At 46.3% G+C, this 24022-nt stretch carries 21 protein-coding genes, 1 pseudogene and 1 riboswitch; of the genes and pseudogenes, 3 read left to right on the plus strand and 19 right to left on the minus strand.

The features are described 5' to 3' along the window. Window positions 1-173: 173 nt before the first annotated feature. Window positions 174-1265 carry a chorismate synthase gene (gene aroC / locus ACTQ50_RS16425; protein WP_441485085.1) on the plus strand — a complete coding sequence of 364 codons (1092 nt, stop codon included), beginning with the start codon at window positions 174-176 and terminating at the stop codon, window positions 1263-1265. Window positions 1266-1474: 209 nt separating this feature from the next. Here aroC and ACTQ50_RS16430 read toward each other — a convergent pair whose 3' ends face one another. The 12 genes and pseudogenes from ACTQ50_RS16430 to ACTQ50_RS16485 form a co-directional block, all read right to left on the minus strand. Beyond that, complete coding sequence (locus tag ACTQ50_RS16430) at window positions 1475-2563, minus strand: lactonase family protein (protein ID WP_441485086.1); 1089 nt, start codon at window positions 2561-2563, stop codon at window positions 1475-1477. 154 nt (window positions 2564-2717) lie between these two features. Further along, on the minus strand, window positions 2718-3989 hold the full coding sequence (gene hemL / locus ACTQ50_RS16435) for a glutamate-1-semialdehyde 2,1-aminomutase (RefSeq protein WP_441485087.1): 1272 nt from the start codon (window positions 3987-3989) through the stop codon (window positions 2718-2720). Then, a complete protein-coding gene (hemB, locus tag ACTQ50_RS16440; protein ID WP_441485088.1) occupies window positions 3989-4972 on the minus strand; it encodes a porphobilinogen synthase in 984 nt (327 codons plus the stop codon). Before hemB ends, hemL begins: the two co-directional genes overlap by 1 nt. After that, the gene (gene cobA / locus ACTQ50_RS16445) at window positions 4963-6474 is read right to left on the minus strand and encodes a uroporphyrinogen-III C-methyltransferase (RefSeq protein ID WP_441485110.1); all 1512 of its coding nucleotides are present in this window, start codon (window positions 6472-6474) and stop codon (window positions 4963-4965) included. Before cobA ends, hemB begins: the two co-directional genes overlap by 10 nt. 63 nt (window positions 6475-6537) lie before the next feature. Continuing rightward, window positions 6538-7413 (minus strand): annotated as a pseudogene (gene hemC / locus ACTQ50_RS16450) (hydroxymethylbilane synthase); the annotation flags it as partial. Then, window positions 7394-7879: a precorrin-2 dehydrogenase/sirohydrochlorin ferrochelatase family protein gene (locus tag ACTQ50_RS16455; protein ID WP_173717535.1), complete on the minus strand. Its 486-nt coding sequence runs from the start codon at window positions 7877-7879 to the stop codon at window positions 7394-7396. The gene ACTQ50_RS16455 and the pseudogene hemC, both read right to left, overlap by 20 nt. Next, window positions 7869-9098, minus strand: a complete 1230-nt coding sequence (hemA, locus tag ACTQ50_RS16460; protein WP_441485089.1) for a glutamyl-tRNA reductase — start codon at window positions 9096-9098, stop codon at window positions 7869-7871. Before hemA ends, ACTQ50_RS16455 begins: the two co-directional genes overlap by 11 nt. A 213-nt stretch (window positions 9099-9311) precedes the next feature. Further along, entirely contained in the window at window positions 9312-9665 is a 354-nt protein-coding gene (locus tag ACTQ50_RS16465; RefSeq protein ID WP_441485090.1) for a CGGC domain-containing protein, read from the minus strand. A gap of 34 nt (window positions 9666-9699) precedes the next feature. Next, window positions 9700-10455: an ABC transporter ATP-binding protein gene (locus tag ACTQ50_RS16470; RefSeq protein WP_441485091.1), complete on the minus strand. Its 756-nt coding sequence runs from the start codon at window positions 10453-10455 to the stop codon at window positions 9700-9702. Then, entirely contained in the window at window positions 10452-11519 is a 1068-nt protein-coding gene (locus ACTQ50_RS16475) for a FecCD family ABC transporter permease (protein ID WP_441485092.1), read from the minus strand. The genes ACTQ50_RS16470 and ACTQ50_RS16475 overlap by 4 nt, the downstream gene beginning before the upstream one ends. Window positions 11520-11561: 42 nt before the next feature. Beyond that, window positions 11562-12653 carry an ABC transporter substrate-binding protein gene (locus ACTQ50_RS16480; protein ID WP_441485093.1) on the minus strand — a complete coding sequence of 364 codons (1092 nt, stop codon included), beginning with the start codon at window positions 12651-12653 and terminating at the stop codon, window positions 11562-11564. A gap of 102 nt (window positions 12654-12755) precedes the next feature. Beyond that, a riboswitch (cobalamin riboswitch) is annotated at window positions 12756-12943 on the minus strand. Window positions 12944-13012: 69 nt separating this feature from the next. Beyond that, complete coding sequence (locus tag ACTQ50_RS16485) at window positions 13013-13801, minus strand: sirohydrochlorin cobaltochelatase (protein ID WP_441485094.1); 789 nt, start codon at window positions 13799-13801, stop codon at window positions 13013-13015. 138 nt (window positions 13802-13939) lie between these two features. Between ACTQ50_RS16485 and ACTQ50_RS16490 the strand changes: the two genes are divergently transcribed. Continuing rightward, window positions 13940-14716 carry an inositol monophosphatase family protein gene (locus ACTQ50_RS16490; protein ID WP_441485095.1) on the plus strand — a complete coding sequence of 259 codons (777 nt, stop codon included), beginning with the start codon at window positions 13940-13942 and terminating at the stop codon, window positions 14714-14716. A 193-nt stretch (window positions 14717-14909) separates the two neighbouring features. Here ACTQ50_RS16490 and ACTQ50_RS16495 read toward each other — a convergent pair whose 3' ends face one another. Together ACTQ50_RS16495 and ACTQ50_RS16500 are read right to left on the minus strand one after the other, a co-directional pair. Further along, complete coding sequence (locus tag ACTQ50_RS16495) at window positions 14910-15551, minus strand: TIGR04100 family radical SAM protein (RefSeq protein WP_441485096.1); 642 nt, start codon at window positions 15549-15551, stop codon at window positions 14910-14912. A 15-nt stretch (window positions 15552-15566) separates the two neighbouring features. Then, window positions 15567-16478, minus strand: a complete 912-nt coding sequence (locus ACTQ50_RS16500) for a pyridoxamine kinase (protein WP_441485111.1) — start codon at window positions 16476-16478, stop codon at window positions 15567-15569. Between the two features lie 158 nt (window positions 16479-16636). Between ACTQ50_RS16500 and pdxR the strand changes: the two genes are divergently transcribed. Further along, entirely contained in the window at window positions 16637-17965 is a 1329-nt protein-coding gene (gene pdxR, locus ACTQ50_RS16505; RefSeq protein ID WP_441485097.1) for a MocR-like pyridoxine biosynthesis transcription factor PdxR, read from the plus strand. Between the two features lie 131 nt (window positions 17966-18096). On the opposite strand, the gene ACTQ50_RS16510 is transcribed toward pdxR, so the two are convergent. The 5 genes from ACTQ50_RS16510 to ACTQ50_RS16530 form a co-directional block, all read right to left on the minus strand. Then, on the minus strand, window positions 18097-18738 hold the full coding sequence (locus ACTQ50_RS16510) for a precorrin-8X methylmutase (protein ID WP_441485098.1): 642 nt from the start codon (window positions 18736-18738) through the stop codon (window positions 18097-18099). A 68-nt stretch (window positions 18739-18806) separates the two neighbouring features. Next, complete coding sequence (locus tag ACTQ50_RS16515; protein ID WP_441485099.1) at window positions 18807-20315, minus strand: cobyric acid synthase; 1509 nt, start codon at window positions 20313-20315, stop codon at window positions 18807-18809. 99 nt (window positions 20316-20414) lie between these two features. After that, window positions 20415-21461 (minus strand): pyridoxal phosphate-dependent aminotransferase, encoded by a 1047-nt coding sequence (locus ACTQ50_RS16520; RefSeq protein ID WP_441485100.1) that lies wholly within the window; start codon window positions 21459-21461, stop codon window positions 20415-20417. Window positions 21462-21602: 141 nt separating this feature from the next. Then, window positions 21603-22568 carry an adenosylcobinamide-phosphate synthase CbiB gene (cbiB, locus tag ACTQ50_RS16525; protein ID WP_441485101.1) on the minus strand — a complete coding sequence of 322 codons (966 nt, stop codon included), beginning with the start codon at window positions 22566-22568 and terminating at the stop codon, window positions 21603-21605. Next, the gene (locus ACTQ50_RS16530) at window positions 22565-23968 is read right to left on the minus strand and encodes a cobyrinate a,c-diamide synthase (protein ID WP_441485102.1); all 1404 of its coding nucleotides are present in this window, start codon (window positions 23966-23968) and stop codon (window positions 22565-22567) included. Before ACTQ50_RS16530 ends, cbiB begins: the two co-directional genes overlap by 4 nt. Window positions 23969-24022 lie beyond the last annotated feature (54 nt).

The following is a 24022-nucleotide window of genomic DNA, read 5'->3' on the forward strand; positions in this document are numbered from 1 at the left end:
AATGGATGCTCTTTTTTCATTCACTTGATAGGTGAAAAGCAATATTCAGCAAAATACAGTAACTATATGGCTTTCAGCCACTTTCACGGCTGTGCCGTGAATAATATAGGTGTTATTAAAGTTATATTCGCACTTTACTTTGATAAAGCAGAAGCAGAAAGGATCTTATGCCTATGAGTCAGTCAACATTTGGAAAAAAATTTACAGTCACTACCTGGGGAGAATCACATGGCAAAGCATTAGGAGCTGTTGTAGATGGCGTACCGGCAGGACTTTTCCTTACCGAAGCAGACATACAGGCTTATCTGGACAGAAGGAAGCCAGGTCAGAGCCGTTACACCACCGCACGCAACGAGGGGGATGAAGTTGAAATCCTTTCCGGTGTCTTTGAAGGACAGACCACCGGAACGCCCATTTCCATGATCGTGCGGAACAAGGACCAGCGCTCCCGGGATTACGGAAATATTGCACAGACCTATCGTCCGGGACACGCTGATTTTGGATTTGACAGCAAATACGGATTCCGTGACTACAGAGGCGGCGGACGTTCCTCCGGGCGCGAGACCATTGGCAGAGTTGCCGCAGGCGCTATTGCTGCCAGGATCCTGAAAGAGCTTGGCATTACCCTGCAGGCTTACACCAGTTCCATCGGCCCCATCTCCTGCCACAGCTACCATCCGGAAATGATAAAGGAGAACTCCTTCTATATGCCGGATATGGTTGCTGCCGAAAAAGCCGCCCAGTACCTGGAACAGTGCATGAAAGCGGAGGACAGCGCAGGCGGCGTTATTGAGTGCCGCATAAATGGCGTTCCTGCCGGAATCGGAGATCCGGTTTTCGGCAAACTGGATGCCGCTTTTGCACAAGCTCTTATGTCCATCGGAGCTGTAAAAGCAGTGGAGATCGGTGATGGTGTAAAAGTTTCCACTATGAAGGGCTCCGAAGACAATGACGGCTTTCACATGGAAAATGGCAGAATTGTAAAAACTACCAACCACTCTGGCGGTATCTTAGGCGGTATCAGCGACGGCGGTGAGATCCTGCTCCGCGCCCATATTAAGCCAACCCCTTCCATCGCCCAGCCTCAGCAGACCGTCACTACCACCGGTGAAAATATTTCCATCGAGATCAAAGGCCGCCACGATCCCGTGATCGTCCCCCGCGCCGTTGTTGTGGTAGAATCCATGGCTGCTATCACCCTGGTAGACGCCATGTTCTCTAACATGAGTGCGCGTATGGATTATGTGAAAGACTTCTATCTTTAAACAAACAAGTTCATTCTCAGGCCTCTTTCTTACCGGGAAAGAGGTCTTTTTTCATACAAATACGCCTTTTCCCAAGCATAAAAAGCTTTGCTTCAATTGCCGAAAAAGGCAGCTATCTGAATTTCTCTCATTCAGATAGCTGCCTTCAATATTCGTAGAATTTATAAGAAAAATAACTGTTCAAAACAGCATACTTCTCAGAAATATGCTTATGCCTCTAAATCCTCAATATCCTCCCCATCCGGTACCGGCCAGATGTTGATACAGTTCGGAGTCTCGATCTTACGCGGCTTGCCTTTCATCATAATGATGTTCTTCTCATAGTCAACCTTAAAGGTGGTAATGCTGTTGCTGGAGTGGTTGGCAACTGCAATGTGCTGGTTATCCGGGAAAATTACAAGGTCTTTCGGATAGTCACCGCTCACTGGAAGGACAAACTTGCGTTCCAGAAGTCCTGTCTCAGAATCCACTTCAAACATGCCCACTGTGTTCTCACCAGCTGTGGTGCAGAACAGGTGCTTGCCATCTGGTGCAAGTGCAAGTCCGGAAGCAGCATTATGGGATACGCTTCCGTATTCCTTCTTCGCCAGGGTAGAAATACTCTGAAGCAATTCAAACTCCGGAGCATCTCCACTTCCATCATAGCTGTAGACCTTAATCTCATTGCTCAGCTCAAACAGCACATATGCAAATCGTCCATCTGCGCTGAAGCGGATAATACGAGGACCGCTCTCTCTTGGACAACGTACAATATCAACCAGTTCCAGCTTATCTGTGCGCTTATTAATGCGGTAAACCTTAATCTGGTCAATTCCATTATCTACAGCACAAAGATATTTGTTATCCGGTGTGGGACGTACACAGTTTACATGGGGACGGAAGTTACGCTCTGCAACGCTTCCAAGACCAGTGTGGAAAACACCATCCATAACGCTTCCAAGACGTCCATCCTTGTGGGTGTGTACAACGGTTACCTTTCCATCATGATATCCTGCTACATAGAGATATTTGCCATCTACGTCTGTCGCAAGGAAACAGCCTCTCATGCCATCAATATCGACGCTGTTAATACGCGCCAGATCACCATTATGATCACGCTTAAATACCGCAACGCCTTCATCCTCGATGGAGTAAAGATACTTTCCATTCTTGGATACTGCGGTATAGGATGCATTACTTACTTCCACTTCGCTTCTCTCTGTGAGAGTACCTTCTTCCAGGTTCACGTCGTAAACCTGGATTCCTTTACTGGTTCCGTGAGTATAGGTTCCTACATAAGCCACATATTTCTTACCCATTTGTCTAGCCTCCTACAGTCTCTTTTAAGGAAACCGTTCGTTCACGCTGTTCTTTTCCGATCTCATTTACAGCGCAACGGGTTACTGCGCAACGCTGCAACTCGTATTCTGGTTTCTTTTATGTAATTGTGCCTAAATTATACCACACACAATTTCAAAGAACAAGCTTTACTGCATTCAGAGTTTCCATAATAATTTCATCTGTATGGGCTGCGGACAGGAACATGGCTTCAAACTGGGAAGGAGCCATATGGATTCCCATGTTCAGCATCTTTTTGAAATATTCTGCAAAAGCCGCTGTATCCGAAGATTTGGCGGAAACATAATCTACAACAGGCTGCTTTGTAAAGAACAGGCTTCCAAGAGAGCCAACATGGTTCATCTGATACTCCAGACCTTTTTCCTTTACGATCTTTTCCATTCCACCGTAAAGAAGCTCTCCTTTTTTCTCCAGTTCTGTGTAGATTTCCGGATGATCATACAGATATTTCAGCTGGGTAAGGCCGGCTGCCATAGCCACCGGGTTTCCGCTTAAAGTACCTGCCTGATAAACCTTGCCTGCCGGTGCAACCAGCTCCATCACATCTCTTCTTCCGCCGTATGCGCCAACCGGCATTCCCGCTCCAATGATCTTTCCATAGGTAACAAGGTCTGGGGTTACGCCAAAATACTGGGCTGCACCGCCAAAAGCAAGTCTGAATCCAGTGATTACCTCGTCAAAGATAAGAAGGGCATGATATTTGTCACAAAGAGCGCGAAGTCCCTGAAGAAATCCTTCCCTTGGCGGAACTACGCCCATATTAGCTCCAACTGCTTCCACGATCACCGCTGCCACCAGTCCATCAGCCTGGGCAAAAAGCTTCTCCACACTGCCAAGATCATTGTAAACAGCCAGCATGGTGTCCTCTGTACAGCCCTTTGGCACACCGGCACTGTCCGGCACACCACTTGTCATGACACCGGAGCCTGCACTTACCAGCATGGCATCGCTGTGTCCATGATAACAGCCAGCGAATTTGATGATCTTATTTTTCCCTGTAAATCCCCTTGCCACACGGATGGCGCTCATAACGGCCTCTGTTCCGGAATTGACCATACGGATCATATCCACATGAGGGATCCTGTCACAGATAAACTCTGCCATCTCTACTTCAATCTCTGTAGCACAGCCAAAGCTCAGACCTTTTTCACAGGCCTTCAGAACACTTTCCCGGATCGCTGGGAAATTATGTCCCAGGATCATTGGACCCCAGGAATCAATGTAATCAATATAACGGTTGCCATCTACATCATAAATATAGCAGCCATCCGCTCTGTCAATAAACCGCGGAGCCTCCCCAATGGCACCATAGGCACGCACCGGGCTGTTTACGCCCCCAGGGATCCTTTTTACTGCTCTTTCAAAAAGCTTCTCAGACTTTGTCATTATCCGATTCTCCCTTCGTCCATCATTTTTGCGATTTCTTCTGCAAAATAGGTGATATAGATATGGGCACCGGCACGGTAAGCTCCTACTGCCATCTCTCCAATGATCCGCTCCTCGTCGATCCAGCCCATCTTTGCAGCAGCCTTCACCATGGCATACTCACCGCTTACACTATAAGCAGCAACCGGAACATTCACCGCCTTGGAAATCTCAGATACCATGTCAAGGTAGGACATAGCTGGCTTCACCATAATAATATCAGCCCCTTCTTCAATGTCCATGAGAGCTTCTTTCATACCTTCTCTTCTGTTATGGAAATCCATCTGATAGCTCTTGCGGTCTCCAAAAGCAGGTGCACTTCCGGCAGCATCACGGAACGGACCGTAGAATGCGGAAGCATATTTCACAGCATAAGACATGATCGGAACATTGGTATAGCCGCCCAGATCCAGCTCCTTACGGATGGCAGCCACACGGCCGTCCATCATATCAGAAGGTGCGATCATATCGGAGCCAGCCTGCGCATGGGACAAAGCGGTCTTCGCCAGAAGCTCCAGTGTCTTGTCATTGTCTACGTCATGGCCGCAGAGAACACCGCAGTGACCGTGGGAAGTATATTCACACATACACACATCTGTCACATAATACATTTCCGGGAACCGGCTCTTAGCTTCCCGAAGTGCTTTCTGTACAATGCCATCCTGGGCGTAAGCACCGCTTCCGACTTCATCCTTGTGATCCGGGATTCCAAAAAGCATAATGCTGCTTACCCCCGCTTTTTCCAGCTGTTCCAGCTTATAGGGAAGACGGTCCAGGCTGTAACGGTACTGGCCTTCCATGGAAGGGATTTCTTCCTGGATTCCATTTCCTTCCATTACAAACAGCGGATAGATAAGAGAAGACTTGTCCATTCTGGTCTCTCTTACCATTTTTCGCAAGGTTTCCCCACCTCTTAATCTTCTTGGTCTCTTAATCAGTTCCATTTCTCTTCACTCCTCTTCAGTGTCTCAACCAGTTCGATCAGACTGTCGATGGTTGCTTTTTCTGACATATATGTTTTCATTCCATAGGAATCCGCCGCTGCGCGGGTCTGTGTTCCGATACATGCGGCACGAACTTTAGAATAATCAAGTCCTTTGGTGCTCTCTACAAAGCCTTTGACTGTAGACGCACTGGTAAATACAGCCAGGTCAATGGCCCCCTCTTCAAATTCTTTTTTCTCATTGATCAGTGGACAGCTTACATACTCCGTTTCATAGGTTGGAACGTCATCCACCTGCGCACCTGTTTTTGCCAGTTCTTCTGTCAGCCTTTTATTTCCCAGGGAAGCTCTTGGAATGAGGATCTTCTCTGTTCCATTTAAAAGGCCGCCCAGCTCTTTTCCAAGGGTATCTCCATCATAAACAGAAGGCATAAAATCCGGATAGATTCCTCTGTCCAGCAGCTTCTTTCTGGTGCCCTCTCCGATCACCGCAATCTTTGCATTTCCAAGAGAACGCAGGTCGATCTTCTTTTTTGCCATCTGCCGGAAGAAAACCTCCACCCCTGCCGGACTGGTAAATACCAGCCAGTCGTAACTGCGGATCTCTGAGAACGCCTGATAAAGCCTGCTCTGGTCTTCCAAATGGGTGATGCAGATGGATGGAAGCTCCAGCACCTCTGCTCCTTTTTCCCGAAGAAGGGCTGCTGTTCTGGAAATATTCTCCTTTGGCCTGGTGACCAGAATTTTCCACCCTGCAAGGGGCAGCTTTTCGTACCACGCAAAATCATCTGCCAGAGTGCATACCTTTCCTACCACAATAATGGCCGGCGTCTGGATCTTCGCCTGGTCAGATGCAGCCTTTAAGGTACTAACCGTTGCCACCACCCGTTTCTGTCCTGCTGTAGTTCCCTTGGACAAAACAGCCGCAGGCATATCCGGATCCATGCCAGCCTTCATAAGCCCATTGCAGATATCCTCCATGGCCGTGATCCCCATAAGGAAAACAAGAGTTCCCTTTGTATGTACCAGTGCAGAAAAATCAATGTCGTACTCCATTCCCTTGCGCTTATGTCCGGTGATCACATGGACAGACGAACAGAAGTCTCTGTGTGTCACAGGAATTCCATTGTAAGCAGGTACGGAAATTGGAGAAGTCACACCAGGAACCACCTCATAAGGAATGCCCTCTTTCGTGAGTAGCTCCAGCTCCTCGCCTCCTCTTCCAAAGAGGAAGGGATCGCCGCCTTTCAGGCGCACTACCCGGCTGCCTTTTTTGGCTTCGTCTACAAGCACCTGGTTGATCATCTCCTGGGACATGGTGTGGTGTCCTGCGCGTTTTCCCACATTGATCAGTTTCGCAGAAGCAGGGATGCGGGTCAGGATCCCCTGCCCTACCAGACTGTCATAAACCACCACATCCGCCTCGTCCAGAACCTGGGCACCCTTCATGGTGAAAAGTCCCACATCTCCAGGACCAGCTCCCACCAGCCAGACTTTTCCCATCTCTTTTTTGTTGTCTTCCTGTAAATTGGATTCCTTATACTCCACCTTACAGCGTTCCTGCAGCTCTTTTGCAAGGGAAATTCCAAGTTTCTCTGCCTGGGAAGGACTTCCTGTTTTACACCCCTTCAGATAATGGCCGGTTTCTTCCTCATAATATAGGCCGGTAAGCTTCAGTTGACCATCCTGGATCTCTCCATAGGCCGCTACAGGCGAAGTGCATCCGCCATTCAGATATTTTACAAAAGCTCTCTCTGCAGCGGCAGCCTGATGCGCCTCCGGATCATCATACCCATTCAGGAAATCATATTCCAGTCCCTGAAGCCCCTGGACAGCCAGGATTCCCTGTCCTGCTGCCGGAACCATTTCCTCTGTATCAAAATACCGGCTGATCCTTTTTTCCAGTCCCAGACGTTTCAGGCCTGCGGCCGCAAGAACCAGCGCCGAATACTCACCGTTATCCAGCTTTTCCAGTCTTGTCTGGAGATTTCCACGAATGCTTTTCACCTTCATGTCCGGAAAAATTTCTTTCAGCTGCAGCTTTCTCCGAAGGCTGGAACAGCCGATAGGCTTGGAAGGATCCAATGTTTCACAGCCCCTTGGAAGGACCAGCACATCCCTTACATCTTCCCTTTTGGAAAAAGCAAGTATGGGAAGTGTCTCCGGAATTTCCATGGGCATATCCTTCAGGCTGTGGACAGACAGCTGGCTTCTTCCCTCCAGAAGAGCCCGGTCCAGTTCCTTTACAAACAGGCCTTTTCCGCCAATCTTATCCAGAGTACGGTCCAGAATTTTATCCCCTGTGGTTTTCATGGTGAGAATCTCCACATCCATTTCCGGGTGATGACAGACAATGTAGTCCCTCACCATCTGGCTTTGCAGTACGGCAAGCTTACTTTCCCGGCTTCCGATCACAACTTTTTTATTCATAACTATCCTCATCTTTTTCCAGTTCTTCCAGAAGTGCCTGCATTTTTTCCCTGACGGCTTTTGCCTTCTTGTGATTGACACCGCTGGCTGTAATTCCTACTACAATGTCGTCTTTCAGGCAGATTCCGGGGAAGTAAAAGTCGCATAAGTTCTTATCACTTGCAACGTTTACGTAAATTCCCTCTTCTTTACAGATCCGGTAAATCTCTTCATTTAACTCTGTATTATTGGTAACAGCCAGCACCATATACGCCATGGAAAAATCTGATTTTTTCACCGGGCGGGGCTGGATCTGGATCTTGCCCAGCTTGCCCAGTTCCCAGAGATCCGCTGTCATCTTTGGTGCGATCACTGTAATATTCCTGGTAAATAATAATAATGCCTTCACTCTTCTTGTGGCAATGGTTCCCCCACCCACTACCACGATGTTCTTATCCGATAAATCCACATACAGTGGAAAATAACGCTTATTTTTCATATGTTTTCTCCAGTCCTGCTACACATTCCAGAAATGCCTGTTCGTTCATGCTATCCCTGAGACCAAACAGCATTTTGTTTACAACCTTCTCCATTGCACGATCCACAGCGTTCATCAGCTGCTCTTTTTCCCCATCTTCCATATGGGTGTTTTTCAGCGGCTTCATAATGCGCAGATTAAAATCATTGACTGCGCTTTCTTTAATTTCCTGTATACGCGGGATCAGGTCCTTGCCCTCTAACCATTTGAAAAATTCATCCATCTGTTCCCGGACGATCCTTCCTGCTGCTTCTAAGTTTTCCTGCAGCTCAGCTGGCTTTTCATCTGTTTTGAAGCTGTCCATATCGTATAAGGTAACGCCCTCAAATCTGCCTACTTCCGGTTCAATATCTCTTGGAACCGCCAGATCAATAAGCACAATGGATTTCTCCAGCTCCAGTTCTTCAAAAAGCTCCTCACGCAGGGTAAAATTAGGACTTGCAGTGGCGCTTACTACCAGATCACATTTTGGCAGATATTCCATTCGTTCCCCATAATTAATCCTTTTACATCCAAAAGGAATGCTTACCATACCGCTTCGGTACTGGCGGACCGTTACCGTCACATCGGCGCCAGCCTCCATCAAAGTCTGTGCTGCCACCTTTCCCATCTCACCGTTTCCGATCACCATACAGACCTTCTCCTTTACGGAGTAGCCCTGCTTTTCCAGCATTTGTATGGCCTGATGGATCACAGAAGGATTTCCATGGGAAAATGGCACTTCTGTTTTGATTTTCTTGCCAGCTGTCACAGCCATCCGGAAAAGCACCTCAAGTGCGCCGTCTGTGGTAAAATGCTCTCTGGCGATTCCAAGGGCATCCTTTACCTGGGTCAGGATCTGGTCTTCCCCAAGGATCTGGGATTTCAGCCCGGAAGCCAGATAGAACAGATGCTCCACAGCATCGTGGCCTTCCCGTTTTATAAAATATTTCTCATATTCACTGTTCTGTATGTTTTTTAATTTGCAAAGCTCTTCATATAAAGAAAGCTCTGCGTCCTCCTCCACACTTGCCCAGACTTCCAGACGGTTGCATGTGGACAGGATAATGCAGCCGTTTATTCCAGGCTGCTCTTTTATTTTCTCCATTGCCTCCCCTGCATTTTTTCTGGTAAATGCAAATAAGGCCCGTATATCTACCGGAGCCATACTATGGTCGATTCCAATCATGGAAATACTCATCTTATGTAATTCTCCTTAAAACTTTTTGCTTCGGCGTTCTATCTCTCTATCCTTTTTCCGCCACCGCTAATTTTACTAATTCATAGGGGGATTGTCAATAAAACAACAATGAAAAACTTCCAGACGATTCTGTTATGGGTACTGTTACTTTATTCAAAGTAATCCATACTCCATTTATCCGTCTGGAAGTTCTCTTATGCCCATCTTATCTTTTCATTCTCTATGGGTGCCTCTAACCACCTGAATGCCTCTGTCTTCCATCATTTCACAGATACGGGTTATTCTTGGGCACTCTTTTTTGCCGCCGATCAGACGACATACACCAACATGCATAACCTTTATGTCTTCACTAACCAGCCTGTCAATTTTTTCCAGAATTCCTTTGTCCTCATCTGGTTCTGCAGGATTCATGCTTTTACATCCATTGCATGTCATCATGGCTGCCAGAGAGGTATCCTGGGAATATTCCTTAAAAAAGGCCTCCCGTTCCATAAAAGCCTTCAGGCATCCCACCCTGGCACAGACATCATTGGAATGAAGACAGGTCAAAATTCCGATCTTTGTCATTTTTCTCACCTTTTAACCCTTGTGCCTGTTTATTTTATAAGAACAAAATATGCATTTTACCCTGACTGTCATAGACCACTTCTGATTCTACCGTATAGATCCGCCGGATCAGCTCCGGTGTCAAAACCTCCCTAGGGGTGCCTTCACCCTCCAGAACACCGTCTTTTAAAACATAGATCCGGTCACAGTATGCAGCCGCAATATTCAGATCATGGATTGCGGAAATCACGGTAACATCCAGATTCTTTACCAGCTTCATCAACATGATCTGATGGGTAATGTCAAGATGGTTGGTAGGCTCATCCAGGATCAGGGCAGGCGTCTGCTGTGCAAGAGCTCTTGCAAGAATTACCCGCTGCTGTTCACCTCCTGATAAAGTGGAAAAGCTGCGGTCTGCAAATTTGTCCATCTGAACGGTTTTCAGCGCTTCTTCTACGATCCGGTAGTCATCTGCATTGTCTCTTTCCAAAGTTTTCTTATGAGGCGCACGTCCCATCAAAACCACTTCTCTTACGCTGAAATCAAAATTATAGTAATTGTGCTGGGCTACCACTGCCATTTTCCTTGCGGAGCTTTTTGCATTCATGGAATAAAGCTCTTCCTCATCAAGATATACAGCTCCGGAATCTGCCTTTAATACACGGTAAATACACTTCAGCAAAGTGGACTTTCCACTTCCATTAGGTCCAATGATCCCCACCAGTTCCTTATCCCTGGTTTCAATGGAAATTCCCTTAAGGATTTCCTTTGCCTGAAAATTTACCCGGATGTCTTCTGTGGTTATTTTCATCCCTTTTTCCCTCCGAAACCATAAGATTTGCGAACCAGCAAATAGATAAAGCAAGGAGCTCCGATAATAGAAACCAGAACACCGATAGGCATTTCTGAGTTTTTCAGGATCACACGGCACGCCACATCACACCAGATCAGAAAGGAACTGCCAAGCAGGGCGCTAAGCGGGATCAGGCGGCTGTGGTCTGTTCCAAACAGGATTCTCACCACATGAGGGATCACCAGCCCCACAAAGCCGATCACTCCGGCACAATACACGGCAAAACCTACCATCACAGAAGAAAGGATCAGGTATGCAGTCCGAAATCTGTGCAGATCTGTTCCCAGAGTAATAGATACTTCATCTCCAAGCAGCATTAGATTCAAATTCCTGTACTGTGTCCAGAAAAGCACTACACACACCAGCGTCACAGGAAGCATCACACTTACTCTTGACCAATTGGCTCCTGCAAGACTTCCCATGTTCCACTTCATAACCTCTGTGGCACCATTTTTATCATTTGTTATGTAGATCACAAAATTGGAAAAAGCAGAACAGACTGCGCTGATTGCCATTCCTGCAAGAATCAGCTTTGCTGATGTTGCTTTGCCTCCCATATTGGCAATTGCAATAACCGCAAAGGAGGTGACCATGGCTCCTATAAATGCGCAAAGCCCTACGGAGTTTCCTCCAAGGAAGCCGCCGATTCCAAGCATGATCGCCAGAGTTGCCCCAAAAGAAGCACCGGAAGAAATTCCAAGTACATAAGGATCTGCCAAAGGATTCTGCACAATTGCCTGCATGACCACGCCACACACAGAAAGGGCCATACCTACCGCCAGTGCCAGAAGAACTCTTGGAAGACGGATCAGCCATACAACATCATGAATGGCCCCCTCAGAGTAGGAGGCCATACTTTTTATGTGGAATATTTTGTACAGGATCACGCTGTATACATCCTTCAATGACAGATCTGCATTTCCAAATGTAACAGCTGCCAGTATGGAAAAAATCAGAAATGCGGCAAGTCCCACAAGGGCTGTTGCATAAATAGATGAACGAAAAATTTTCTCTTTTTTCACTGTTTTTTCCTCAATATTTAAGTATCCGTTCCAAAACAGAAATTAATCAATTGCAACGTCAGGATATAATCCTTTTGCAAATGTCTCCACTCCGTCCTGGGTACGGGTTGCACTTGCGTACATTTCGCTGAGCATGATCGGATATACACGGCCATTCTTTACTGCGTCAAGGCTCTGGAGGGCCTCATCATCCTGGATCACAGCCATCTGGCTTTCCAGAACACTCTGTGGATCGTCACCTGCATATGGCATGTATACCACAAAGATCACATCCGGGTTTGCAGCAATGATGTCCTCTTTTCCAACGGTAGAGGCATCCGGATTTGCAAGAGTTGCACCTAACTTGGTTACCATATCTCCGCCGAGGCTGCTTGCGCCGTAGTTTGTAATGTCCTCACCAAGTGGCTCAAGAACCATTACAGTAGGTTTCTCTTCTACGTCTTTTGTTGCCTCAAGTGTGTTGTCAATAACAGCTTTGATATCGTCAACAATTGCTTCTGCTTTATCCTGTACATCAAAGATCTTACCAAGATTCAGGATATCTGTATATTCATTTTCCAGTGTTCTCTCACCACCTGGACGGGTGTTGGAGTTATAGTAAGTATTGCAACCTTTGTCGATCCAGTTGGTTACATTTCCAAGGTTCTTATCAGAAAACAGGGAACTCCAGGAAAGGATCATATCTGGCTCCAGCATGGTTACAGTTTCAAGGGATGGGGTAAATTCATCAAGATAATTGGTTTTAGAAAATGCTTCTTTCAGATCATCCGGAACTTCATTATCAAGGCCTGCAGTTGCAACAAGGCGGTCCTCAAGTCCAAGTGCCAGCATTGTCTCAATGCTGCCCTGGTATACAGCGATAACCTTTTCCGGTGCTTTTTCATAGGTGGTTTCGATCTCGTTTCCATCGTAATCATAGGTGGTGATAGTTAAAGGATACTCTGTTCTGGTCTCGCCCTCAGAAGCAGTCTCTTCCTCGGAAGCATCTGCGGTCTCTTCTGCCGGCTGGTTATCCTCTTTGATTGTCTCGGAGTCTGCACGCTCTGCTGCATACACTGCAGGTGATGCGGACATAGTCATAGCAGCTGCCATCATCATAGCCATGATTCTTGTGGTTAAAACTTTGTTTTTCATTTCTTTTCCTCTCTTTTCGTTTGTTTTCGTAACCGAAAAGATGGGGCTTCAAAAAGCGTCACTGCTGCCAGTGACTTAAAAGGCACTTTTTACGGAAGCTCCTCTTCTTACCTTCGTCAAGCAGGTTTCCTGGCTCGCAGGTAGTAGCAGCATGGCTTCCCTTCTCACGCATATGCGCAATGGTTTTCATAAGCCAGCCTTCCTGTATACAGTGGCCGCAACCGTTCAGGCTTTGCACCTGATTCCCTCTCACAGCGAAATCGCTGTTCACTTAACTGGTATTCAATTACTTCAACAGTCTAGCATATCTCTTCTTTAAAAACAACAACATTATTTGCCAATTCACAAATTGGGGGCAATTATCTGGCGGTTTTTACATGCTCTACAAACAGACTCCGGATGCTTTCGTATTCGCCAAGCCCCTTCAGAACGGTTTCAACTTTATAGCCTTTCGCTCCGATCACATTTTTCCAGGAATCTGCTTCCTCCCCTGCCATATCATTCCTGGCATGGTCACCTGCCACGATCATAAACGGTGCGAGCACAACCTTCCTGGCGCCGCTTTTCTCCAGCTGGTTCAATGCCTGGTCAATTTCTGGATAGCCCTCTACAGTTGCCACGATCACATTTTCATATCCCATATCTTTAAATCTGTAATCAAGAGCGGCATAAACTGTATTTGCATAGTGCTCAGTTCCATGTCCCATAAGTACAAGTGCAGTCTTCTTATCCTGAATGACAGGAAAAGCATCTGCAATTGCTTTTACCACATATGCATTGTCTTCTTCTGTGGTAAGCAGCGGATTACCGAATTTCACAGACTGGAAGTGATCAGCAGCTGCAAGAACATCTGCTTTCATAAGATCGTTCTCCACTCCATTCATTACGTGAGTTGGCTGAACGGTCACCTCCTCGATTCCGTCCTGTGCCATACGCTCCATGGCTTCTTTCACGTTATCATAATGAATATGATCCCGTTTTTCAATTTTTGCCAGGATCATCTTGCTGGTCCATGCACGATAGATCCTGTACTGGGGAAAAGCGTCTCCAATTGTCTCTTCAATTGCGTCAATGGTCACTTTCCTGGTGTCCTCATGGCTGGTTCCAAAGCTTACCACGAGAATTGCTTTCTTGGTGAAATTACCCATTCTCTTACCTCCATAATTTTATTTTTACACTGTAATTATAAGGTAAAAATAAATTTTTACAACTCAATTTTTCGCATTTTCAAAGCCTTGTCCTTCCTGTTTATTTATGGTAAATTTTATCCTGGAGGTGTTACTCATATGAATAAAGAAAATCAATCTAAGATCATAGAACTTGTAAAGCAGACAAAGCCGCTGATCTTTCAGGAAATGACGCACGAAAAGGTTACGGAAAAAGGGGCTGCTGACTATGTGACCAATGTGGATGTGGCTGTGCAGAATTATCTGAAAGAGGCGCTTGGAAAGGAATTTCCGGATATCGCACTGATTGCTGAGGAAAAAGAAAACCTGGGGCTGGATCCGGCGAAATCTTACTGGATCCTGGATCCTATTGATGGAACTACCAATTTAATCCGGGATTATCACCTGAGTGCCGTTTCCCTTGGACTTTATGAAAATGGGGAGATTACTTTCGGGGTGGTTTATAATCCATTTACCGAGGAACTGTTCTATGGGGCAAAAGGGGAAGGTGCCTACCTGAACGGGGCTCCTATCCATGTCTCTGACCAGCCCGAATTCAAGGACGCGGTAGTGTCCTTCGGTTCTTCTCCTTATGAGAAAAACAGGGCAAAGGAATTGTTCCCGGTATTTTATAATATCTTTATGAACTGTGCAGACTTCAGGCGTACCGGTTCTGCTGCGCTGGATATCTGCTATGTGGCTTGCGGAAGGCAGCATGCTTATCTGGAACAGAATCTGAAGCCCTGGGATTACAGTGGGGCTACCATAATTCTCAGAGAAGCTGGCGGCACTATCACCAACTGGGGAAATAAGGAGCTGCCTTATCTGACGAACTCGGATATCCTGGCTTGCGTGCCGCAGTTCCGGGAGGTTTTACTGAAGCTTATAAATGCATAACAAGGCTTCGGCCTACTCTCAAAAGTCCTAAGTTCTCATATAAGCACGTACTTTGGCTTGTTATTAGAAAAAATGAAAGACACCACTTCAGATTTTTATACATATAAAATCTAATAAAAATGTGTTAGGTTTTATATACGATCTGTTATGGTGTCTTTTTTATTTAAGCATATCTGCTTATATTCTTTCGCTTTTATTCTGCTGTATATTCACGCACTCTTAACGGAATGCCAAGTTTCTCTGCCACTTTGCGGCTTTTCTCAACATTCTCTTTGCCAATACAATCTACAACCGTAAATTTCACATTATCCGTATACTGCTTGCAATCCTGTGCAAATTTCAGCATGGCATCAAAGGCTTTTTCACCGTAAGCCGGGCGTACTACTTCGTTATAGGACTTGGCATCTGGCATGTTCAGGCTGATAGATACAACATCTACAGCCTGACAGACTTCCTTCGCAATGGAACGCTTATTGATCAGGTCTCCAAGGCCATTGGTATTCAGACGAAGCTTAATTCCCGGGCAAGGGTTTCCGTTCCGGTCTAAATGTGCCGGATATTTGCTTCTCATATATTCACTGACTGCGATCAGTTTATCCAGTGCCATGGTAGGCTCTCCATAGCCGCAGAAAACTGCCTCCTTATAACCGGAAAAGTCAAATGCATCAATTGCCTTATAAATCTCTTCCATGGCAGGTTCTTTCTCAAACCACAAGGTCTTCGCTCCGCCTACGGAATCTCCGTTGTTGCGGATGCAGAAAGTGCAGTTGCAGGGACATTTGTTTGTCAGATTAAAATATACTTCATCATTATAACAATAAACAATATCAGCCATTATTCACACGCTCCTTTATAAAAGTTCTCCTAAATATTTTTCAAAACAGACACCATCATTTCGGTCTGTACCTTCCTGTACGGTCTTTGCAATGGCTTTGGAAAGGAAATTCACAGCCAGTTCCACGCAGCTCATCATGGACATGCCCTTCACCAAGCCAGCACTTAATACAGAAGCAAACAGATCTCCTGTTCCAGAATAGCTGCCGCCTGTTTTTTGGGCAAAGCACCAGGAGCCCTGACCATTTTCTGTTACCAGATTTCCCATCTGCATGGAGCCATTCTCCTCCCCACCTGAAATTAGCGCAGGTGCTGCTTTCTGCTTCTTCGCATATTCGATTCCTGTGATCACAGCTGCCTGTAAACCGAATTCGTTTGCCAGCTGTTCGCCGATCTTTCCAATCTGCTCCAGCCGTTTCTCCCCATCCAGTTCCAGAAGCCCGGCGTATCGTTTTTCCATCTCTTCTTTCCCGTACAAAAGAAGCAATGCTTCTGTCAGATTGGGGGTGATCACCTGTGCACTTCTCACCAGCTGGAGCATCTTTTCCCGCAAGCCTTCTGTGTATATCCCGTAAGCGCTGCCATTATCTCCCATAACCGGATCCACCAGCACCATGGTCTTCTCCTTCCGGAATCTTCTGAGAAAATCAAGGATCTTATCCGCCTGCTCCTCATCTGCCAAAAAACCGGTATAAATCCCATCCGGGGAAAAGCCCCGCTTCTCCCATTCCGCCATGATCTGTTCCATGTGCTCTGTATAATCATCACAGTAATAGGAAGGATATCCAGTCTGATTGCTGAGCACAGCTGTAGGCAAAGGCACCGCCTGCACGCCCATCACCGAGATCACCGGGATTGCCGCTGTCAGGGAACATTTCCCAAGGCCAGACAGATCCTGAATTACCGCTATTTTTTTCAAATATATCACTCCTGTTTCCAATATCATCTGGCTTTTCTTCTGCCGCATTTGCGCTTCAAGAATCCCGCCATGATTCCTATTGTAAATTTTTCGTTTATATTGTAGAATAGCACCTAAGTGTATGTACAGAAATATCCAAATTCAAGTTTTTTAGAGGGGACAGTTTTATGTTAGACATTGCAAAAAATCAGAACCGCACCACACATCTTTACATGGAGGTTTACGAATATTACAAAAAGCTGATCCTGGATGGAAAAATGGCACCTGGCAGCAAAATGCCCTCTCTCCGGAAGTGCTCCCAGGAGCTGAAGCTTTCCCGGACCACCATTGAGACTGCTTATCTCCAGCTGGCTGCGGACGGCTACATTATGGCAAAAGCCCAGAGCGGCTACTATGTCACAGAAATTGCTTCCCATCAGCACCAAAGCAGTCAGCCTGGCAAACACAATGAAACGCACTACCGCTATGATCTGGCTTCCTCCGGCGTAGATAAAGAAAGCTTTCGCTTCGATCTCTGGAGCCGTTATATGAAAAGTGCCCTCCGCCAGAACGAACGAATGCTCACTTACGGAGAACCTCAAGGAGAGGCAGATTTCCGGGAAACTCTGGCAGATTATATCCGGGAGCGCCGAAACATCCTCTGCTCCCCGGATGATATTGTAGTCGGTGCCAGTTTCCAGAGCCTGCTGCAGATTCTCTGTCCCCTTATTCATGAAGTGTATCCTGATTTTCGCCAGGTATCCTTTCCCACTCCTTCTTTTGTTCATGGAAGCACTGTTTTTGGGGATTATGGATATGACATCCATTACCGTGATAAAGACTGCGACGTGGTCTACGTTTCCCCGGCCCATATGACAAAATGGGGCGAGATCATGCCAGTGAAACGCCGCCTGGAGCTTTTGAAATATGCAGATGAGCGTCATCACCTGGTGATCGAGGACGATTTCGAAAACGAGTTTGTTTATTTCCAGAAGCCTACTCCTTCTCTTTTCGGACTTTCCGGTGGGCAGGGCGTGGTTTATATCGGTTCTTTTTCCAGATTGCTGCTTCCTTCTATCCGTATCAGCTTTATGATCCTGCCGCCAGAGCTTCTGGAGGCTTATAAGAAAAAAGCCGGATTCTATAACCAGACAGCCTCCAAAGCAGAGCAGATCGCACTGTGCCAGTTTATCCGGGACGGTCACCTTGCTGCTCAGACCAGAAGACTGAAACGGCTTTATTCTTCCAAATTAAAGCAGCTTCGCAGCGCAGTTCGCAAGGTGTTTGGCTCTGGGTGCCAGATCCAGGTTGGAGCAGCCGGTACCAGTCTGGCACTTACTTTGCCCTGTACAAAGAATGGGGAAGAAATAAAAAAACAGGCCCACGACAAAGGCCTGCATTTACAGATTTTAAAAGAAACAGACAATGATATAACGATACTCATGTCCTGTTCTTCCATGCCAGTACAAGATTTCGTACCAGCCTGTGAACTGCTGAAATATGTATTCTCAGATTAACAACAAGCAAGTTACCAAGTTCTCATGCAAACAGGCTCTAGTACATCATAAATATTAAAAACAGCGTATACCTTGTTTACCTAAGGGAGATCATATCAATTTACCCCCAAACAAAGTATACGCTATATTTTTTAACCTCGGTTATTATCGATCATATAAAGCAACGCATTGCAGATACATGCCGCAATATTAGAACCACCCTTGCGTCCCCGGGCTACGATATAGGGCACATCTGTGTGCATGATCAGTTCCTTGGACTGTACCACATTCACAAAACCAACGGGCACGCCAATGATCAGTTCCGGATCCAGCTTTCCATCCTCGATCAGCTCGTACAGCCGCACAAGAGCCGTAGGGGCATTTCCAATGGCGAAGATCAGCTTCTTATCAAGGCTGGCGGCCTTATCCATGCTTGCGGTGGCTCTGGTGGAACCATTTTTCTTCGCAATTTTTGCCACATCTTCATCCGACATAAAGCAGTAAACTTCACCGCCGTATCTGGCAAGGGCACGCTTGTTGATCCCGGCTTTTGCCATCTGCGTATCGGTTACAATACAGGCACCCTCTTTAATCGCCTGAATCGCCTTCTCCACTGCGTTTTCAGAAAAACAAAGATTCGTGGCGTAATCAAAATCGGCACTTGTATGGATACAGCGCTTTACCACCAGCTCTGTTCCCGGGATCAGAGGAGTGTCACCAAGCTCCTCTGTGATGATCTCAAAGCTCCTTTTCTCTATATCCATAGGTTTTACATTTTCCAGTTCTACTTTCATTTCTACTCCTTCTCCTGTATCGTTCTCTGCCTTACAAATCACATATTTTAATTCAGGCAATCTCTTTTTCAGATTCCAGCTTCCAAAATCTCATATATTTTCTTCATATCCAGATGCTTCCGGAGCTCTGCCGCCAGAATATCATACTGGGTTTCCTTAAATGCATCAAAATCCATGCCCGTCATTCCAGATACATCCAGTCCCTTCTTTTCCCCGATGATCTGCACGATTGCCTCCGCCACAGCTTCCTTGTCAAAAACGCCGTGGACATAGGTTCCGCACACATTGTCAAGATAAGCACCGTCTTTCTTGCACTCTCCGGTTACGCTGTCCTGGATTTTCGTGGATGACTTTGCTTCTCCCTTTAAGGTTGTCTCACCCATATGGATCTCATACCCTTCCAGCGCCGTATCACTCAGCTTCGCAAATGCTCCTGTTAACTGGTCAAAGGAGCCTTCCACTCTGGTTCTGGTCTTTTTCTCTGCAAAAACGGTATCCATAGGAAGAAGTCCCATCCCCTTAATGGTTCCCCCGGCTTCCACTCCATGAGGATCGCTTAAAGTTTCCCCCATCATCTGATAGCCGCCACAGATTCCAAAGATCAGCTTGCCTTTTGCTGCTTCTTTTAAGATCAGCGCCTCCAGGCCATTTTCCCGCATCCACAGAAGGTCCTCCATGGTATTTTTGGTTCCCGGCAAAATGATCATATCCGGATTGCCAAGCTCAGAAGGATTTTTCACATAGCGAAGGGAAACTCCCTGGATGCTCTCCAACGGATTAAAGTCTGTGAAATTGGAAATTCTGGGCACCCGGATCACCGCAATATCGATCAGATCCACTTTGCGGTTTGTCTCAAAACGCTCTGTAAGGCTGTCCTCATCCTCCACCTGAATGTGAAGATAAGGGGCAACACCAACTACCGGAATCCCGCTTCTCTCCTCCAGCATTTCCACACCTGGATCCAGAATGGTTTTATCGCCGCGGAATTTGTTGATGATCAGGCCTTTTACCATCTCTTTTTCATCCTCTTCCAGAAGCATCACCGTTCCAATCAGCTGGGCAAAAACGCCGCCGCGGTCAATATCTCCTACCAGAAGGACTGGCGCTTTCGCCATCTTTGCCATTCCCATATTTACGATATCATCACTTTTCAGGTTGATTTCTGCCGGACTTCCAGCTCCTTCTATAACAATAATATCATTTTCGGCAGCAAGGGCATTGTAAGCCTTCATAATATCCGGCACCAGTTTTTTCTTATATTTAAAATAATCTCTGGCGCTCATGTTTCCCAGGACCTCACCGTTTACAATCACCTGGGAGCCCACATCATTGGTAGGCTTTAATAAAATAGGATTCATCAGGACAGAAGGAGCAATTCCGGCTGCTTCTGCCTGCATCACCTGGGCGCGGCCCATTTCCAGACCTTCTTTTGTGATAAAAGAATTCAGCGCCATATTCTGGGATTTAAAAGGTGCCACCCGGTACCCGTCCTGTTTAAAAATCCTGCAAAGGCCTGCTGCCAGAAGGCTTTTTCCGGCATTGGACATTGTCCCCTGCACCATGATTGCTTTTGCCAAAATATGTTCCTCCTTTTGTATCGCTCTTACATAGCAGTTCGAACTTTCTAGATCCATTCCATAAAAAACTGCTATCAGCCAATATGAAAGTCGCGTTTTCTACCTGCTCGCATCTATTTCTTCTAACGCCTTAACAAGCTGTTGATTTTCCTCGTGATTTTTCACCGCCACCCGGTAATACCCTTTGGAAAGCCCGGTGTAATTGCTGCAATCGCGGATCAGGATCTTTTTCTGTTCCAGCTTCTCATACAGATCCACAGGACCAGTAAAGAAAACGTAATTTGCCTGGGATGGATAAACCAGATAGCCTAATCTGGTCAGTTCCTCTTTCAGATATGCAAGCTCGGCAAACGTCATCTGACGCCCAGCCTCCACATATTCCTTCTCCTTTAAAGCGGCAAGACCGGCAGCCTGGGCCATGGAAGACACATTCCAGGGCTGGCTCATACTTTCCATTTTTTCCAGAAGGCTTCTGTTCCCGCAAAGCCCGTATCCCAACCGTACACCGGCTATGGCGTACCGCTTGGTAAACGCTTTCAGAAGAAAAAGATTGTCATAGGTATCCAGATATTCCTTCAGGGTATATGCTTCCGGAGCCTGCACAAAATCCAGGAAGCATTCGTCCACTGCCATTAGGATATTTCGTTCCCTGCAGCGCTTCAGAATTTTTTCCAGCAAAGGCTTCTCTATGAGAAGACCTGTGGGATTGTTTGGGTTGCACAGGAAAAGAATGTGGATTTCTTCTGTCAATGCCTCCAGAAAATCTTCTCCCAGGGCAAACTGCTTTTTCTCATCCAGAGGAAAAAATTCCACCTGGCAGTCTGTGCTGTACAAAGCCTGCTGGTATTCAGCAAAGGTAGGTGCCGGAACCAGGGCCTTTTTCGGATTTACCGCCCTGCACAGGGAAAAGATCACCTCTGCAGCACCGTTTCCGCAGATCACCTGTCCGGCTTTCACATTCTCATATTCTGCAATGGCTTCTTTCAGGGGCGCACAGCCAACCTGGGGATAATCGTTGATGTGATCCAGGCTTTCTATAATGGCTCTTTTGATTCCTTCCGGGGTGCCAAGGGGATTGCAGTTTGCAGAAAAGTCGATGCACCCCTGGTGATGATAGACATCACCGCCGTGTATGTGTTTTTCCATTGTTGTCTCCATTCAAGTAATTACACGATTTTATCGAAAATCAGCACTTTAAATATACCGCTTCCGCTGAACAATCTTATTCAAAATGCCAACGAATAATCTAATCCTAAAAATACGTGGCTGGCGTTTTATAAATTATGACTAAAATATCACTTTCAGAAGCACACTTAACCCCCAGAACAGTATTGCCCCCACAATGCAGGTAGCATAGAGCAACTTGTTCGCCCTTGGAATATCCTCGATCTCTACCGATCGGATGGGATCTCCTATGGTTGGCTTTTCATATAGCTTTCCGAAATAATAGGCGTTTCCCGCCAGCTGTACATCCAGCGCGCCTGCCATTGCCGCCTCTGTCTGGGCAGAATTCGGGCTGGCATGGTTGCGGCGGTCTCTTCTGTATATTTTCACTGCATTTTTGGTATCCATTCCCACGAAAACAGTGGACAGTGCCATCAGCCAGCCGGAAATTCTTGCCGGAATGAAGTTTGCCACATCATCAAGCTTGGCGGCACATCTTCCAAAATACAGGTATTTGTCATTTTTATATCCAAGCATGGAATCCATGGTGTTGATTCCCTTGTACAAAAACATCAGGGGAATTCCACCGATTGCCATGTAAAACATAGGTGCAATGATCCCGTCAGAGGAATTTTCCGCAACGGTCTCTACTGCCGCCTTTGTCACCCCAACTTCGGAAAGCGCCTGGGTATCACGGCCAACGATCATGGAAACTGCGTAACGTGCTTCCTCGATGGTCCCGTTTTTCAGACGGTCGTATACTTTCATGCTCTCCGCTTTCAAGGATTTGGTTGCAAGCAGCTGACCGCACCAGAAGGTTTCCAGTACAAAACCAAGCCAGAAATTCCATTTATAAAACAGATGGATCACTCCAAAAGGAATGGAAAAAGTAATCAGGCAGACAAGGATCACTTCCAGAATGCCGCCTGCCAGCTCCCCTTTGTCTGTTTTCGGAAAAATTTTCCGGATTCCTTTTTCCAGTACGCTGATCAGCTTTCCGATGAGACATACCGGGTGATATAGCCATCTTGGATCTCCCATAAGCAGGTCAAGGATAAAACCTGCGGGGAGAGTTAGTAATCGTATCATTTTTGTAACTCCTTATATTCCAGGCATTTTTTTAAAAATGCCTGTGGGATTCGCGGATTCGCGTAATAATATAAATGCGGGAAACCAACTAACAGATGATCCGTTCCATGAATGCAGTCCCAACCTCGATCGCTTTCTGGCTTTGATGCATGAAACGTGGTTCCGCAATTTTCCGAATCAAAATAATGAAATTCGTGAGCAGGGCTATGACCAAGATCTGCTTCCCCTAGAACGCGAATTTTAGTTTCTGTCATCTGCCCATTATTCTGTTCTAAAGTAATATATCCAAACCGGGTAAGTCTTGGCGTACGCCATACTTTGCCTGGGATAATGCCTGCCATATCATAGAAATTTCCGTCCATTCCCTCCATTTTTTCATGGAGATACATGAACCCACCGCATTCTGCCAGACAAGGCATACCGCCCTTTATGGCTGTGGCAATTTCCTGCCGCATGGAAGCATTCTCTTCCAATGCTTTTCCATTTAATTCCGGGTAACCTCCGTAAAGAAGAAGTCCATCCAGCTTTTCTGGTAAATGCTTATCATGTATGGGCGAAAAAGGGATCAGCTCTGCGCCCATATCTCGCAGCAGTTGTAAATTATCTTCATAGAAAAAGCAGAACGCCTCATCTTTTGCAAGACCAATCCGAAGGTTACAAGGACTTTTCCAGGTATACGCCTCTAACGACGGATATTGGAGCTCTGGTGCTTCATTTGCCAGCTTCAGAATCTCTTCAATTTCCAGACTGTTTTCCAGTACTTCTGCCAGCTTTAAAAGCCGTCCCTTCAATTCTGGGATTTCCTCTGGCAGTACCAGGCCCAGATGCCGGCTCTCGATCACACAGTCCTCCACCTTTGGCACATACCCCAGTACTTTAATGCCAAGCTCTTCTTCCACCAGCTTCTTCATTCTGGGATACAGCATTGGGGACATCTGGTTAAAGATCACCCCTTTTATGTGGCTGTCCTTTTTGTACTCCATAAAACCTTTTATGTAAGCTGCAAGGGAGACACTCATTCCCTTACTGTTTACGATCAGGATCACAGGGGTATCCGTAACTCTTGCCAGGTCGTAGGCACTTGCCTGGGTAGTGGTTCCTGCCACACCGTCATAGAAACCCATAACTCCTTCCATTACTGCAATTTCACAATCCGCACTGTTTTTTGCAAGAAGATATCGGGTAATTTCCTCTCCTGTAAAAAAGGTGTCCAGATTGCGGGATTTGGTACCGATAACCTGGGTATGAAACATAGGATCAATATAATCCGGACCGCACTTAAAAGAAACGGTCTTCAGACCTCTGTTTACCAGCATCTGCAAAAGCCCACAGGTAAGAAGGGTTTTTCCGCTTCCGCTGGCTCCTGCTGCAAGCAAAATCCTGGGTATTCTTTTTTCCATGCAAAACCTCCTTACCATCAAAAAAATTCTGCAGCTATCATTTCTAAATTAACC

This window comes from Blautia sp. Sow4_E7 (genome assembly GCF_052116245.1).
Taxonomy (GTDB): domain Bacteria; phylum Bacillota; class Clostridia; order Lachnospirales; family Lachnospiraceae; genus Blautia_A.